14 protein-coding genes are annotated in these 16,282 nt (G+C 51.0%); 4 read left to right on the forward strand and 10 right to left on the reverse strand.

Translation table 11 applies throughout. The features are described 5' to 3' along the window. Window positions 1–121: 121 nt before the first annotated feature. From alaS to pncC, 4 genes are all read right to left on the reverse strand, one after another. Window positions 122–2,749 (reverse strand): alanine--tRNA ligase, encoded by a 2,628-nt coding sequence (gene alaS / locus SGR01S_RS09535; protein ID WP_061807312.1) that lies wholly within the window; start codon window positions 2,747–2,749, stop codon window positions 122–124. Window positions 2,750–2,882: 133 nt separating this feature from the next. Next, on the reverse strand, window positions 2,883–3,389 hold the full coding sequence (gene recX / locus SGR01S_RS09540) for a recombination regulator RecX (RefSeq protein WP_061807313.1): 507 nt from the start codon (window positions 3,387–3,389) through the stop codon (window positions 2,883–2,885). 68 nt (window positions 3,390–3,457) lie between these two features. Continuing rightward, complete coding sequence (gene recA / locus SGR01S_RS09545) at window positions 3,458–4,519, reverse strand: recombinase RecA (RefSeq protein ID WP_037424778.1); 1,062 nt, start codon at window positions 4,517–4,519, stop codon at window positions 3,458–3,460. 112 nt (window positions 4,520–4,631) lie between these two features. Then, complete coding sequence (gene pncC, locus SGR01S_RS09550; protein WP_061807314.1) at window positions 4,632–5,120, reverse strand: nicotinamide-nucleotide amidase; 489 nt, start codon at window positions 5,118–5,120, stop codon at window positions 4,632–4,634. Between the two features lie 251 nt (window positions 5,121–5,371). On the opposite strand from pncC, the gene SGR01S_RS09555 reads away from it, so the two are divergent. Then, window positions 5,372–6,766, forward strand: coding sequence for an MFS transporter (locus tag SGR01S_RS09555; RefSeq protein WP_061807315.1), 1,395 nt, complete (start codon window positions 5,372–5,374; stop codon window positions 6,764–6,766). A gap of 4 nt (window positions 6,767–6,770) precedes the next feature. Here the strand turns inward: SGR01S_RS09555 and chbG are convergent, their stop codons facing one another. The 6 genes from chbG to SGR01S_RS09585 all read right to left on the reverse strand — a co-directional run bounded on the left by chbG (window position 6,771) and on the right by SGR01S_RS09585 (window position 13,082). Further along, window positions 6,771–7,532 carry a chitin disaccharide deacetylase gene (gene chbG, locus SGR01S_RS09560; RefSeq protein WP_061807316.1) on the reverse strand — a complete coding sequence of 254 codons (762 nt, stop codon included), beginning with the start codon at window positions 7,530–7,532 and terminating at the stop codon, window positions 6,771–6,773. Between the two features lie 152 nt (window positions 7,533–7,684). Then, a complete protein-coding gene (chbR, locus tag SGR01S_RS09565) occupies window positions 7,685–8,548 on the reverse strand; it encodes a transcriptional regulator ChbR (RefSeq protein WP_037424765.1) in 864 nt (287 codons plus the stop codon). Then, window positions 8,548–9,933, reverse strand: a complete 1,386-nt coding sequence (gene gmuD, locus SGR01S_RS09570) for a 6-phospho-beta-glucosidase GmuD (RefSeq protein WP_061807317.1) — start codon at window positions 9,931–9,933, stop codon at window positions 8,548–8,550. Before gmuD ends, chbR begins: the two co-directional genes overlap by 1 nt. Before the next feature lie 49 nt (window positions 9,934–9,982). Next, window positions 9,983–11,344: a PTS N,N'-diacetylchitobiose transporter subunit IIC gene (chbC, locus tag SGR01S_RS09575; protein ID WP_037424763.1), complete on the reverse strand. Its 1,362-nt coding sequence runs from the start codon at window positions 11,342–11,344 to the stop codon at window positions 9,983–9,985. An 11-nt stretch (window positions 11,345–11,355) separates the two neighbouring features. Then, window positions 11,356–11,673: a PTS sugar transporter subunit IIB gene (locus SGR01S_RS09580; RefSeq protein ID WP_020825274.1), complete on the reverse strand. Its 318-nt coding sequence runs from the start codon at window positions 11,671–11,673 to the stop codon at window positions 11,356–11,358. Window positions 11,674–12,167: 494 nt separating this feature from the next. Continuing rightward, window positions 12,168–13,082, reverse strand: a complete 915-nt coding sequence (locus tag SGR01S_RS09585) for a LysR family transcriptional regulator (RefSeq protein ID WP_061807318.1) — start codon at window positions 13,080–13,082, stop codon at window positions 12,168–12,170. Between the two features lie 106 nt (window positions 13,083–13,188). On the opposite strand from SGR01S_RS09585, the gene SGR01S_RS09590 reads away from it, so the two are divergent. From SGR01S_RS09590 to SGR01S_RS09600, 3 genes are read left to right on the forward strand one after another with little or no spacing between them, the layout of a single operon-like run. Then, the gene (locus SGR01S_RS09590; protein WP_061807319.1) at window positions 13,189–13,992 is read left to right on the forward strand and encodes an SDR family NAD(P)-dependent oxidoreductase; all 804 of its coding nucleotides are present in this window, start codon (window positions 13,189–13,191) and stop codon (window positions 13,990–13,992) included. A 45-nt stretch (window positions 13,993–14,037) separates the two neighbouring features. Continuing rightward, on the forward strand, window positions 14,038–15,012 hold the full coding sequence (locus SGR01S_RS09595) for an aldo/keto reductase (RefSeq protein ID WP_255212221.1): 975 nt from the start codon (window positions 14,038–14,040) through the stop codon (window positions 15,010–15,012). Between the two features lie 28 nt (window positions 15,013–15,040). Further along, the gene (locus SGR01S_RS09600; protein ID WP_061807320.1) at window positions 15,041–16,051 is read left to right on the forward strand and encodes an NHL repeat-containing protein; all 1,011 of its coding nucleotides are present in this window, start codon (window positions 15,041–15,043) and stop codon (window positions 16,049–16,051) included. Window positions 16,052–16,282 lie beyond the last annotated feature (231 nt).

Here is a 16,282-nt window from a genome sequence, read left to right on the forward strand (position 1 = left end):
ATAAGTTTAGCCGACCTGAAAAACTTTGTTCCCGGAATTGTAACCAAATTGTGTTAGCACAGGTTAAAAACGCCATAATCAGTAATGAGTTATGGCGTTTGTAAGTGCTATTTATTTATATTCACAGTTTCGAGGCCACCCAGGCTTCTACGCTGTCTAATGCCGCTGGCAGGGCACTGACATCTGTCCCCCCGGCCTGCGCCATATCAGGGCGTCCGCCCCCTTTACCGCCAACCTGTTGTGCTACGGTACCGATCAACTCGCCGGCTTTTACTCGGTCGGTCAGATCTTTGGTCACGCCAGCAATCAAACTCACCTTATCATCAGCCGTGGTGGCCAGCACGATAATCGCGGAACCCAATTGATTTTTCAGATCATCAACCATGGTGCGCAGCATTTTGGCCTCAACGTTATCAAGCTGACTGACCAACAAGCGTACGCCGTTAACCATTTTCGCCTGGCTAGACAATGAAGCACTTTCCTGAGCCGCCTGCTGGTCCTTCAACTGCTGCAGTTCTTTCTCCAGTGCGCGGGTACGATCGAGAACTGCACGCACTTTGTCCGTCAGAGTGTTACTGTCGCCTTTAACAAGGTGTGCAACGTCCTGTAACAGATCGCTTTGCTGATGCAGGGTAGCAATCGCACCTTCACCGGTTACCGCTTCAATACGACGGATACCTGCGGCAGTCCCTGACTCACTTAGAATCCGGAACAAACCGATATCGCCAGTACGGCTGGCGTGAGTACCGCCACACAGCTCAGTCGAGAAGTCACCCATGGTCAGTACACGCACGCTGTCGTCGTACTTCTCACCGAACAGCGCCATTGCGCCCTTCTCTTTGGCATCTTCCAACGCCATCACTTCGGTTTGCACCGGCAGGTTACGGCGCACTTGCTGGTTAACCAAATCTTCTACTGCGCGAATTTGCTCTGGCTTCATCGCTTCAAAATGTGAGAAGTCGAAACGCAGGTATTTATCGTTAACCAACGAGCCTTTCTGCGCTACGTGCTCACCCAGCGTCTGACGCAGTGCAGCATGCAACAAGTGTGTCGCGGAGTGATTCAGGCGAATGCGATTGCGGCGAACCGTGTCAATTTGCGCATCAACGCGATCTTTCACTTTCAGAGAACCATGAGACAGCTTGCCCTGATGGCCGATAGCCTGGCCGTATTTCTGGGTATCGCTTACCTCAAAATCAGCACCCGCGGCTTTCAGCACGCCTTTATCGCCCACCTGACCACCTGACTCACCGTAGAACGGGGTCTCGTCCAGCACCACTACAGCTTCTTCACCGGCGTGGATTTCATCCACTGGCTGGCCGTCACGGAACAATGCAGTCACAGTAGATTGCTGCTGCTCGTGGTCATAGCCGTTGAATTGGCTGGCACCATCAACACGGATCATGCTGTTGTAGTCAGCACCGAAGCCGCTGGATTCACGCGCACGGCGACGTTGTGCTTCCATTGCTTGTTCGAAACCAGCTTCATCCACTTTCAGGCCACGTTCACGGCACACATCTGCAGTCAGATCGATCGGGAAACCGTAGGTATCGTACAGACGGAATGCGGTTTCACCGTCCAGAGTATCGCCTTCCAGCTTGGCCAGTGCCTCGTCCAGCAGGATCAAACCACGCTCCAGAGTGCGCGCAAACTGATCTTCTTCAGTTTTCAGGACTTGCTCAACCAGTGACTGCTGACGCTTCAACTCGTCGGCTGCCGGCCCCATTACGTCGATCAATGGCGCAACCAGCTTGTAGAAGAAGCTGTCTTTCGCGCCCAGCATGTTGCCATGGCGAACAGCACGACGAATGATGCGGCGCAACACATAACCACGGCCTTCGTTCGACGGCGTCACGCCATCGGAAACCAGGAAGGCACAAGAACGGATATGGTCGGCAATGACGCGCAGAGATTTGTTATTCAAATCTGTGGCACCCGTCACCTTGGCTACTGCGGCAATCAATTTGCTGAACAGGTCAATTTCATAGTTGGAGTTAACATGCTGCAATACTGCGGCAATACGCTCCAGACCCATACCTGTATCTACCGAAGGTTTTGGCAACGGTAACATGGTACCGTCTGATTGACGGTTGAACTGCATGAACACTAGGTTCCAGATCTCAATGTAGCGATCGCCATCTTCTTCCGGGCTACCTGGTGGGCCACCCCAGATGTGATCACCGTGATCATAGAAAATCTCGGTACATGGGCCGCATGGGCCGGTATCACCCATCTGCCAGAAGTTATCAGAGGCAAAAGCCCCGCCTTTATTATCGCCAATGCGGATAATACGTTCTGCCGGCACACCAATCTGTTTCTGCCAGATATCGAAAGCTTCGTCATCGGTTTCGTAGACGGTTACCCACAGCCTTTCTTTCGGCAGATTAAACCAGTTTTCACCGGTCAGCAGTTCCCATGCATAGCTAATAGCATCGTGTTTGAAATAGTCGCCGAAGCTGAAGTTACCCAACATTTCAAAGAAGGTATGGTGACGTGCGGTATAACCGACGTTCTCCAGATCGTTATGCTTACCGCCCGCACGCACGCAACGCTGTGAGGTGGTTGCTCGGGAATAGGCGCGCTTGTCCAGCCCCAGGAAAACATCTTTAAATTGGTTCATGCCGGCATTGGTAAACAGCAATGTCGGATCATTGTCAGGTACCAGGGAGCTGCTTGCTACAACCTGATGCCCCTTACTATGAAAGAAATCGAGAAACGCTTGACGGATCTCAGCGGTGCTCTTGCTCATAATTTTCCCGGAAAGGCTAGAATAACGACACGTGAGCAAGATACGTGACATCCTGACGATGACATCTAGCTCACGAACAAAAAGTGGGGATAAGATAAATTTTCTTCAAGGGGAAGTAAAACCCCGTGTGCGTTCATTGCGCAAAATCACGGTAAATTGACTGAATTTCTTCCTGGAAGAAGCCACGATAGAGTAGATAACGCTGTACTTTGGCTTTCTCTTTCCAGTCCGTTGGTAACTCGTCACCAAATTTACGTTGCGCCACCTGTTTGGCCTGCTCACACCAGTCAATATCGCAGTCCGCCAACGCGGCCTGTGTTAGCTCTTTATCCATCCCTTTTTGCATCAGTTCAGAACGGATCCGTTGCGCACCATAGCCTTTACGACTGCGGCTACCAATGTAGCTTATGGCAAAGCGTTGATCGTCCAGCCAATTATGCTGATAGCAATAAGCGATGACCTGTTCAATAACGGCAGGATCAACAGGTTCTTCAGGAGGTAGAACAGCGGATGAGGGAGATTTTGCACCAAATCGGGCTTTCGCCATAAATGGCTGCGCCGCAAGTTTGCGGCGCAGTTCAGCTTCACTATGATCGCGTTGCGACAGCAGGCGCATGGCGCGGCTTAGCAAGTCATTCATTATTCAAGCCTGATTTAATTGATGTTCGTGGTGCCTTAAACAACGGCACTCACGAACATCAGCAGCGATTAAAACTCTTCGCTGGTTTCAGCTTCATCGTCGAAGCCTTCATTGGTTGCAGCAACCAGTTCACCGCTGCTGTGCAGCAGCAGATCACGCAGTTTTTTATCCAACTCAGCGGCAACCGCAGGGTTTTCTTTCAAGAAATTACAGGCGTTTGCCTTACCTTGACCAATTTTATCGCCGTTGTAGCTGTACCAGGCACCCGCTTTCTCGATCATCTTGTGCTTAACGCCCAGATCGACCAATTCACCGCGGCTGTTGATACCTTCACCGTACAAGATTTGGAACTCGGCCTGTTTGAACGGAGCAGCGATTTTATTTTTTACCACTTTAACGCGGGTTTCGCTGCCGATCACTTCGTCGCCTTCTTTCACCGCGCCGATACGGCGGATATCCAGACGGACAGAAGCATAGAACTTCAATGCGTTACCACCGGTGGTCGTTTCCGGGTTACCGAACATCACACCAATTTTCATACGGATCTGGTTGATAAAGATCAGCAGCGTGTTGGCGTTTTTCAGGTTACCGGCCAGTTTACGCATTGCCTGGCTCATCATACGTGCCGCCAGGCCCATGTGTGAGTCACCGATTTCGCCTTCGATTTCTGCTTTTGGCGTCAACGCTGCTACGGAGTCAACGATGATCACATCAACCGCGCCAGAGCGGGTTAAGGCGTCACAGATTTCCAATGCTTGCTCACCCGTATCTGGCTGAGAACACAGCAGGTTGTCGATATCAACGCCCAGCTTTTTCGCATATACCGGATCCAGCGCATGTTCAGCATCAATGAACGCACAGGTTTTACCTTCGCGCTGCGCTGCAGCGATAACCTGCAGGGTCAGGGTCGTTTTACCTGAAGACTCTGGACCGTAAATTTCAACGATACGGCCCATTGGCAGGCCGCCCGCACCCAATGCGATATCAAGTGACAGTGAGCCGGTAGAGATCGTTTCTACGTCCATAGAACGGTCTTCACCCAGACGCATGATGGAGCCTTTGCCGAACTGTTTCTCAATCTGGCCCAGTGCCGCAGCTAGCGCCTTTTGCTTGTTCTCATCAATAGCCATTTTTGCTCCTTCGTTACGCAATGTCGGTGTTACCCCACACTGCCACTGAATGTATGTTGTGCAGGAAATGTCACTAATTATACTGTATGGTCATACAGTATCAAGCCTAATTTTACAAAAATTCATCAAGGGCGGTTTGCAGCGCGAAAATCGTCGCTTGAAGCCGCACTGCATCGCGATCGCCAGCAAATTGCATCTTACGCGCCAATACTCGCCCGGTGCGTTCAGCAAAACCAAACCAGACCGTACCCACCGGTTTTTCCGCACTACCACCATCCGGCCCGGCAATACCACTGACCGACAGTGCCAAATTGGCCTGTGCTGCATGTAATGCTCCCTGAGCCATTTCACGCACCACTTCTTCGCTCACGGCACCGTGCGCCACCAATGTACCTTCAGCCACGCCCAGCAAGTCATGTTTCGCGGCATTACTGTAGGTGACAAAGCCACGATCAAAATAGGCAGAACTGCCGGCAATGTCAGTGATCGCTTTGGCGATACCACCGCCAGTACAAGATTCCGCACAGGTGATCCACTGACCATTAGCCTTCAGTTTTTCCCCTACCGCAATACTGAGTTTACGCAGTTGGTTTTCACTCATAACCTCTCCTTAGCGAATCAAGGTATATGCGCCCGATAGTAGCATTTATCAACCTTGCCTGACGCTGTGGTGACAGAAATGCGCGATGCTTCGCAAGGGATACGGTGTTAAGCCGCAGACCAAACTGCTAGTATCGAATGTAACGCTCTGGTTAACGGGCAGTGTTTTGCACGAGGGATATCACCGGGTTGTCTTTGCCGTCAGCATAGTCAGCGCCAGGGCAAATCAGAATAAAAGATTAGGATGATAGAGTGAAAAAAACGTTAGGTGTTTTCTTTCCGTTGTATACCACCACCCTACTAATGCTACTGGGTTCAGGGTTGCTCACGACGTACATCTCCTTGCGTTTAACCTCTATCCACGTGACCGGTGCGTTGATCGGTGCCATTATCGCCGCCAACTATATCGGGCTGGTGATCGGCGGCAAAGTCGGTCATTTTCTGATTGCTCGTGTCGGGCATATCCGCGCCTACGTATCCTGCGCCGGTATTATTACCGCAGCAGTGCTGGGACACGGGCTGACGGAATACATCCCCGTGTGGGTCGTGCTGCGGCTGATTATCGGCTTGTGCATGATGTGTCAATTTATGGTGCTGGAAAGCTGGCTGAACGATCAGGCGGAATCCAACCAACGCGGCATGGTTTTCGGCTTCTATATGGCGGCCACCTATCTGGGCATGTCATTGGGCCAGGTGGTCTTAATGCTGCAGACTAATCTTGGCATCACCACCCTATTGGTTATCGCCCTGTGCTTTGCACTCTGCCTTGTCCCTATCGCCCTCACAACCCGTACCAATGCCCGACACATGTCACCGGCGCCGATGGAGTTGCGCTATTTTATTGGCGCTATTCCCAAAGTACTGGCGACCACGTTGGTGATCGGCATGGTAGTCGGTTCTTTCTATGGACTGGCACCGGTGTATGCGAGTATGCAAACGCTAACCACCCAGCAGACGGGCTTGTTTATGGCGATAGCTATCTTCGCCGGGCTGGTGGCGCAGTTCCCGCTCAGTTGGCTGTCAGACCGTTACAACCGCACATTGTTGATGCGTATCAACGCTATTTTATTGATCGTGGCTTCACTGCCGTTGGCGCTGGTGCCACACATTGACTTCCCGGTATTGCTGGTGGTGGGCTTTATCGTCAGTATGTTGCAGTTCACGCTGTATCCATTGGTGGTTGCTCTGGCTAACGATTTGATCGAACCGGAACGGCGCGTATCCCTCGCCGCCTGTTTGCTGATGGCCTTTGGCGTCGGTGCCAGTATCGGCCCATTGGCGGTCGGTTCACTGATTGAACCGTTAGGCGGCAATATTCTATATGCCTTCTTCGCACTTTGCGGTGTGTTGCTGGTGGCCTTCAGCCGGACGGTAAAACAGGACGAATCGCAGTTTGTGCAGGATGCGCCATTACCTCATATTCCCCTGCCGGACAGCCTGACCAGTTCCCCTCTTTCCCCGGCACTGAACCCAACGTTTGATGAGCAGATCATCCATGACACTATGCCGCCACCGGAAGCGGCCCCTGATCCGATAGAACAACAGGACACAGACGCATCAGAGGAAGAAGAACCTGAAACGCCTATCCCGCAGGGGGCCGATCCCGATGAAGATACCGGGCTGAAAAAAGCGCATTCGATGCTGTAAGCTGTTACAGATCCAGGAAGGATCCCAAACGATAGCCACGCTCCGCTATCGCGTTTTTAATGCCCGGCGATGTCAAAACCTCCACTTCGGCAAGCCGTGGGTAGCAATACTTGCTCGCTAAAATAGTTTTATCCAGAAACGCCGGGTGGCACATCATCTCTACCGATTTGGCACCGCGTTGATCCGTGCGTTCAAGCACCTGTAAAAACAACGCCTCGGATATCTCTTCACCGTAAAAGCCGGCATCAAACCACTCGGTGCTGTGGTCGTAACGCAATGGAATATCTTGTCGCTCTACGTCCTGGCGCCCTATGCGCAGTGGGATGGATTTAGATTGGGCAAACGCCTCCACCAGCGAGTAAATTTGCGGCAGCATATGCACATGATGGTGGCTATCTATATGCGTTGGCGCTTTACCAAATACGGCAATAAATTTGTCATATTGGCTAATCAATTCATCGTGGATTTCATTCAGATCAAGTTGTGCAGACTCGGCCTTTTCCCATAACCACTTGCCCAACTCCCCACGTTCGTTAACCAACGACGGCATGGCCGTCAATGGATACCCATGGGTCAACACAAAGTGCAGGCCAATCTGTAACCCCGGATAACGCTGGCTGAGGTTGGCGGCATGCTGGATATGCGCGCTATTTACCATCGCGGTAGTTGAAGAGACAACGCCATAGTGAAACGCCTCAATAACGCCATAATTTTGGCCCTTGCTCAGACCAAAATCGTCGGCATTCACTATCAGTAACTTTTCCATTTTGGCATCCATTTAACAAATTTTTGGCAAGGGAATACCGTCCGTCAGGTACGGCAATTCCCCTTCGCTTAAGCAAAGTAATTTATTTTGTCAGGCTATCGTCGGCCTGAAAGTATTCGGAATATCAGCGTTAATACTTATCGGAAGCGGCCCTAAATAGGGCCGTAGAACTTTTTTCGGTAATTACCCGGCGTCACTTCCGTGAGTCTTTTAAAGTTTTTAATAAATAAGCTCACATCACCATAACCCGAATCAAAGGCAATATCCGAAACCGAATAGTTGGTGACCTCAAGCTGCGTTTTGGCGAAGTTGATGCGGATTTCATTGATCACCTGCATTGGCGTTTTATGGTAATAACGCCGCATTGCACGGGTCAGGTATTCCTGAGTTTTTCCCGATAACTCAACCATATTGAGCAACGCTTTTTCACCAAACATCGCTTTATCATGCATACCCGCCAACGTATTCTTCAGCCACTGCGGGATGTCATCCCCTTCACCGCTGTCTTCCTTATAGTGGCGAATGCGGCTGATGATATAAAAGGTCAGTGTTTCCAAGAACTCAGCAAAGTCATCCTCACGAAACTGCGGTGAACCCACCACCGACTCAATATACGCAAGGAATTCATTTTTTAAGCTATAGGCCTGAGAAGCGACAAAGCAGCGCGGCAACTGTTGTAGGTAGTTCTCTTCAAAGAAAACCTTGCCGATTGCCACGTTGAAGATTTTTGCAGCGCCAAACTCATAAAAACTTTGATGATGCGAACCAATAGGAATAAAGACAAAGTCCCCTCGTTCCAGCAACACCCGTTTGCCGTTAATCTCCTGGTAGCATTTACCGCTCAGGACGATAGTGAACTCGTAGTAGTCATGCTGATGCAGCCCGGTAGCGCTTTCCACCTTGTTATAGATAAACAAATGGAAGTCTTTGCAGTTAAAGAAATCCTGCTCCCGAATCAGCTTAACGTCGTTCGCATTTAGCGAAACCAGGTTCTCAGACACCGCGTGCGCCCTCATTAGTCAAAGCCATTTTGCCTGGCTGTTTCGGCAAACCAATAGCCACTTTTCTTAAGCGTGCGTTGTTGGCTTTCCCGCTCCAGCCGCACTAACCCGTAGCGATTCTTATAGGCATTAAGCCAGGACCAGCAGTCAATAAAGGTCCATAAATGGTAACCTTTACAGTTTGAACCTTCTGACAATGCCTGATGCAGCCATTTCAAATGGTCGCGAATGAAATCGATCCGATAATCATCCTCCACCCGCCCGTTGGCGCCGATAAAAGCCTCTTCCCCCTCAACGCCCATGCCATTTTCTGAAATATAGCAGGGAATATTGCCGTAGTTTTCCTTCAGATCCATCAGGATGTCATACAGGCCTTTTTCATAGATCTCCCAGCCACGGTGCGGGTTAATCTTGCGCCCCGGCATCTCGTAATAGCTGAACACATCTTCCGGCATAGTCACTGGATCTGTCGCCCGGTAGCCTTCTTTCGCTTTGACCCTGCGCGGTTGGTAGTAATTAACACCCAGAATATCCACCACCCCATCGGCAATCAGCTGCGCGTCTTCCGGCGCTGTCTGCGGCAACAGATCATGAACACGCAGTAAATTCACCAAATCGTCCGGATAGCGCCCTTTGGTTACCGGGTCGAGGAAACTCTTATTCAGTAGCAGATCCGCATAGTGCGCCGCCACGCGATCTTCCTCACTGTCCGAGCGAGGATAAGTTGGGCTCAGGTTCAAAATAATGCCTATCGTGCCTGCATTATCCAACGCCCTGAACTCACTCACTGCTTTGGCATGGGCCAAAACGCTGTGATAAGCCACCGTGATCGCTCTTTTGAAATCGACCACACAAGGATAATGCAGGTCGTTCAGATACCCCGCTTCTACCGGCACAATCGGCTCATTAAATGTGAACCAATGGGTGACTCTATCGCCAAACAAGCTGAAGCAGGTTCTGGCATAACGCGCATAGGCCTCAACGACTTTCCGGCTTTCCCAACCCCCTTGTTGCTGCATACACATTGGCATATCAAAGTGGTAAAGATTGATAAATGGCGTAATGCCCTGGGCCAGCAGACTGTCAATCATCGCATTATAGAAAGCCACTGCTTTTGGGTTCACTTCGCCATCCCCCTGCGGGATCAATCGAGACCAGGAGATGGAGGTTCGGAAGGTATTATGCCCGAGGGTCTTTAACAGCAGGATGTCTTGCTGGAAATTGTCATAAAACGTGGAGGTTTCGGACGGACCAACCTGATGATGAAAATGTTCAGGTGCAATCTCATACCAGTAATCGAAGATGTTTTGGCTTTTGCCATCCCGTGCGGCTGCGCCTTCCGACTGTGGTGCAGAGGTGGCACTGCCCCACCAGAAATCGTCAGCAAATTGATATTTCATCCGAAGCCCCTCTAAAACAGGGGCAGCGGACTGCTGCCCCAGACTACAGTTAGAATTTCAACGCCTTGGCGATGTCTTCTTCGCTTTCCGTCGCTTGATCGATCTGGCTCTGCGCTTTGTTGGAGATCATGACAAACGGCAGATAAATCATGGTCGCTACGCCCAGGTTGAAGAAACTCAACAACATGGCAACGATACTGCCGTTGGTGTTGAAGAATGCTCCCAAACCAACCGGCATGGTCCATGGTGCAATGTTGGTGATTGGCGGAATCAACCCGGTGTAATAAGCCACCGTTGTGATAATCGTCAATACTGGCTGAACCAAGATGAACGGAATAAACATCACTGGGTTCATAATCACCGGCAGGCCGAACAAGATAGGTTCGTTAATCTGGAAGATACCTGATGGCGTTGCCAGCTTGGCGACCTGACGATAATCCTCACGGCGTGAAGCGATGAAGATAGCGATAATCAGCCCCAGCGTTGAACCTGTCCCGCCCAGATAGATGTAGGAGTCGACGAACGGCTTCGCCCACATGTGGAACTCTTTACCCGCAGCCACCGCAGCTTCGACAGAACCATACTTGTTGTAGAGTTCAACGTTCTCCAGTGCGAATGGGGTCATGATACCGCTGTCCAATGCCGCCAGTGCCATCGAACCATGCACACCGAAGAACCACAGCAGCGAGGAGAACATCACATATACCCATCCCACCACGCTGCCCATTTTCGCCAACGGTGCGGAGATGCTGTCCATGATGATTTGGTGGAAGTTGGTTCCCCACAGCGTGAGGCAGTAAGCCAGCACACCCATAATGGACAAAATAATAAAGCCCGGGATCAGCGCAGAGAACGAGCGCGACACTGAAGAAGGTACGCTGTCTGGCAGGCTGATCACCCAGTTGCGGCGAACCACAAAGGCAAACATTTCAGCCACGACCAGGCCGATCACCATACCGGAGATGATGTTGGCACCACCCAGCCAGTTAGCGCCAACGGCATAGGCTTCACCGACGCTGAACGGGGTTACGGTCATAAAGGCAGCCACCGCCAGCAGTGCTGCCGCTAATGGGTCGACCTTTCTCTCTTCAGCCAAAGCCATACTGATAAAGAATGGCGTCATCAGGGACATAATGCCCAGGGTGCCGTTATAAACGCTGCCTCCGATGGCCTTCAAGCCATTCAGCGTTTCAATGGTGGACGGATCCAGCCGCACGCCCAATGAAAAAAAGAATGACCCTTCACCGAAACTGAGAAACACGTTATTGATCAGAACGAACATCGCCCCGGTCAACGTCAGTGGCATTAAACGAATGAACCCGTTTTTGATGGCATTAACATGGGGCTGTTTACCAATTTTCACAGCAAAAGGCAGTATGACCTTTTCCAACGAGGCAATTAACGTATTCACGGCAGTCCCCTTTATTGGTTAGCTTTTTTTATGGTGGCGACCGCAGCCTTCAACACGCCAAGGCCATCGAGCTTGCCGTATAAAGCAGAATCAATCACTTCAACGGGCTTATTCGGCAATTGTTTTTGTACTTCGGCAAGCGTGTAGGCAATCTGCGGCCCCAGAAGGATCAAATCTGCTTCAGCGCCCTTTTCTGCCGCCAGTGCCTCAGGATAAGCGGCAATGATCACCGGCACTTCGTACTTCTCGGCTTGCGCTTTCATTTTCGAAACCAGCAGGGAAGTCGACATACCGGCAGAACAAAACAGATAGATTTTTTTCTTTTCCATACCAAGTCCCTCAAGATAATCAAAAAAGCCCCATGTCATTTGTTTGCCAGATGCAATAGCTATCGCCTCACGCACATTCCTTATGAAAACTTCCGTTACGTTGCCCTGGTTACAGACAGTATACGGAGGCATCGAAGTGGACCGGTAAGCCATCAGTATAAAGAACCGTCTCTGCTTGACCTTGTCGATTGACCCTCTTCACATTTCACATAAAAAAATAGTGTGATCCATCTCCCAAATAACCTTTAATTGTTGAATGAATTCATCTAAAACAAACAAATAACAATTATAAACAATAAGTTATAAACATGCAGAATGTTTATGGATAATTCTATGCGCAGGGTCATCCATCGAGTGATTGATGAACAAAAAATAGTTCGACCTTGATTAGCGCGCATCATCAAGATATGACGATACAAGCGATGCTATAGCGGTGGTAAATGATTGGTGTTTTGGGGAAAGGAATTTGACTGCTCGGGCTCAGGCAGAGCACATTACTCTTCGGGACGGATCACCTGGTTGGGATAACGCACTACGTTGATCACCGTCGTCAATGCTACGGGATGGTTTCTGCGGTTCGGATAGTAAAGATAAAAACCTGGGAATGGTGCGCACCAATCGGCCATCACTTGCTCCAGCCGCCCTGCTGCCAGATGTTCACTCACTTCTTCCTCAATGGCGAAAGCAATGCCTGCGTGATCTAACGCGGCCTGCAACATCAATCTCGCATCATCGAGTATCAGCAAGCTATTCACTGAAACAGAAAGCACTTGAGCACCTTTTTGAAACTTCCATTTGTAGAGTTCTCCCGAAGCAATTTTTCGCCATCCTATACAGCGATGATTCAACAGGTCTTCGGGATGATTTGGCTTTCCATTCTGTTGGAAATATTCAGGTGTTGCCACAATAGCCATTCGTAAATCAGGAGTAACGCGCACAGCTCGCATGTCGTTGTGTAGATCCTCGCCAAGCCTGATACCGGCATCAAAGCCTTGTTCAACGATATTGGCAAAGCCCTCTTGCGCCACAATTTCCAGCGTAATTCCTGGGTAATCTCGGGCCAGTCGCCCTAAATGCGGCACCAGCGCAAGTTCTATTGCCGTTCGTGGCGCATTGATCCGCACCAACCCCTGTGGCCGATCGCGAAAGGTATTCAGGCTCTCCAGCGCCGTATCGATATCGGCAAATACCGGAGCCAACTTCGACAACAAATGCTCGCCCGCCTCTGTTGTTGATACGTTGCGTGTAGTCCGATTCAACAAACGGATGCCAACCTGCGCCTCCAAATCACGCATGGTATGACTGAGTGTCGGCGGTGTAACGCCAAGCCTGGCGGCAGCTCGCCTGAAACTGCGCTCTTTGGCGATGGTCACAAAGGCCGCCAGCCCTGACAAGTCGGTTTTTTTCATTGGATTGATATAAATAATCTAATAGTGAAGTGAATTTTTAACGGATAGTTATCTTTTTTGCAACAACATAGCATGGCGAGGTGTTCAATAACTGAGTATTAATGCCATGACTCAATACGCTGATTCTGTACATACCACCCCGCACAAACGTTTGGAAGGCAAAGTCGTACTGGTCACCGGCGGGGGGACAGGTATCGGGCGCGCCGCAGTACTGGCCTATGCCCGGGAAGGGGCAAAAGTGGCTTTGGCTGGGCGTCGTTCCGCTGAGCTAGAGGCCACCGCCCATGAGGTTTCTCTCGCTGGCGGAGATGCGCTGGCCGTCGTTGCGGACGTCTCGCAGGAAGAGGATGTCCGCCGCCTGCTCGCCACAGTGACCTCTCACTACGGACGACTTGATATTGCCTTCAACAACGCCGGCATTCTCGGCAACTTTGCCCCTATCCATCAGCAAACCAGCGCAGATTTCGATACGGTGATTGCCACCAATCTCCGAGGTGTCTGGTTATCGATTAAATACGAGGTCGAGACTTTTCTGGCGCAAAATTCAGGCGGTGTGATCGTCAATACTTCGTCCTGGCTTGCCAAAGGCGCGCTTGCCGGCTCATCAAGTTATTCTGCCAGCAAGGGCGCGCTCGATGCGCTGATCCGCGCGGTTGCACTCGAATATGGCAATCAAGCTATCCGGATCAACAACATCAATCCCGGCATCATCGACACACCAATGGCCCATAGCAGCATATCTGATCCATCCGCATTCACACCGTTCATCGCACATACGCCTGCCCAACGATTGGGCCAGTCTGAAGACATCGGTGATGTCGCCGTCTGGCTTTCAACGGATGATGCCCGCTTTGTCACCGGGCAAAGTATTTTGGTGGACGGCGGTTATACCATCGCCGGAATTCGTTGAGAGATAACCCTGTATTTACCCAACCCGACGCCCCCAGGAGGGAAGATGATGAACTATGTTCGCCTTGGTAATAGCGGTTTGAAAGTCTCCAAACTTTGTCTGGGGTGTATGACTTTTGGGGAACCTAGCTGGCGCCCTTGGGTATTGCAGGAGGATCAAGCCCGTCCTTTCATCCGGGCGGCTCTGGAATCAGGCATTAACTTTTTCGACACTGCAAATATCTATTCTTCTGGCGAGAGCGAACTCATTCTCGGGCGCGCGTTGAAGGACTTTGCACGCCGAGACGATATAGTGATCGCTACCAAGGCGTTCTTCCCGATGAGCGAACAACCCAACAACCACGGGCTATCACGCAAACATATCATTCAAAGCGTTGACGCCTCGCTGCAACGCCTGGGGACAGATTATATCGATCTGTTCGTCATACATCGTTTCGATGAGGAAACCCCAATTGAGGAAACGGCTGAAACGCTCGATACCCTGGTACGGGCCGGCAAGATCCGCTATCTCGGCGCATCCTCAATGCAGGCCTGGCGTTTTATGAAAATGTTGGCGTTTCAACGTGATAACAAGTTGGCCACCTTTATTTCCATGCAAAGCCAATACAACCTGATCACTCGCGAGGATGAGGAGGATTTAATCCCGCTTTGTCTGGAAGAAGGTATCGGCCTAACCCCTTGGTCGCCGTTGGCAAGAGGCTTACTGGCCGGAGCAAGAAAATCCGGGACAGTGCGCGCCGAAACTGACGAACAAACGCCGCGCTGGTACGGCGGCAGAGATGAAGTGGAACAAACTATTAAGGCTGTTGAAGCCATCGCGACTGCCCGAGGCATACCAGCTGCCCAGATCTCTCTGGCATGGATACTGGCTAAAACGGCAGTTGCCGCGCCCATTGTAGGCATGTCCAAGTCACACCATCTTCAAGATGCACTCAAAGCGCTCTCACTCACACTGTCTCATGAGGAAATCACAGCACTTGAGGCCCCCATGAAAGAACGAGCTCGCCCCCAACGCTGGTAGTCCCCTTATTCAACTCAGGAGAGGCCACATGTTATACGTAATAAAATATCGCACGACGTGGGTAGCGCTAACAGCCCTAATATTAGCCATGGCGACGCCTGCGGCTTCCGCAGCAGCAATATCAGACACCACCTGCACACCGGCCAGCATGACTTTGCCGTCAGGAGCGCTATACCCTAATGGCATCGCCCGCGCTTCCGATGGAACCCTGTATGTTGGCTTGGTGACTAGCGGCCGCATCTTGCGCAAACGGCCGAACGAGAATTGGGAGACCTTTTTTGCTGGCGCCGACACAGTTTTTGCCTCAACCACGCTGAGATTGGATGAGCAACGGGGGCTGTTATGGGGAAACTCTCCAGACTTCCTTCCTACAGGACAAACTCGTGCCCATCGTGTTTTTGCTTTGAATGTCTCAAATGCCACGATTAATCGCAGCTTAACCTTACCGGAAGGAGGAATGGGTAATGACATGGTTCTCGCCAAAGATGGCACTGTTTATCTGACAGAAACCAAGGCAGGAAGCATCATGAGGCTTCGTCCGGGGGAGGCCAGTTTTCAGATAATCTTCCGTGACAAACGCCTGGCTGGCCCCAACGGCATCGGCGCCGCAGGTATTGTCCTGATAAATGACAACGTGATGGCGGTTGCCAATTTTGGCAGCGGGAAGCTCTATACCTTGAGCTATGGGGAGGCGACGCCGCAACTGGCTGAAATCCTGCTGCCTCGCACTATCGAAAACCCGGATGGGATGGGATTGGCACCAGACGGTTCGCTGATCGTGCTCGAAAATGGCATTAAAAGCGGCCAGGGCAGGATCCTGCGAATTACCGACCCCGGTGCTGCCGGTATGCATTCTATTGAAGTTATTCGTGAGGGAATGGAGTCGCCGGTCAATCTGGACATCACACCACAGGGTTGCGCCTTTATCAGCGAAGCTCGCATTCGCCACCGTCTGCTGCCTGGGCGTGAAACCGAAGTGCCCGACAGCTTTCGCATTTACCAACTTCAGTTGCCTTTATCTGCATCTACCACTAACTAAAACTCCAACTACCCCGGGCTTGATAAATAATATGTTCTTCAAGCCCGCCTGTAGGCAGTCTCCCTATTCCCCCATATTCTGATGACATAACAACGAAAAATACGTTCTATCGATTCAACGCTACCCCGCTTTAAAAACCGACTTTGCGTAAAGCTTCCCATTTTTACCTGTGACAGCGGATTGCCCGCTGGGCTAGTATAGCGACAGTATAAAGGGCTTATTGATCCTTAG

It is taken from the genome of Serratia grimesii NBRC 13537 (assembly GCF_001590905.1).
GTDB lineage: Bacteria > Pseudomonadota > Gammaproteobacteria > Enterobacterales > Enterobacteriaceae > Serratia > Serratia grimesii.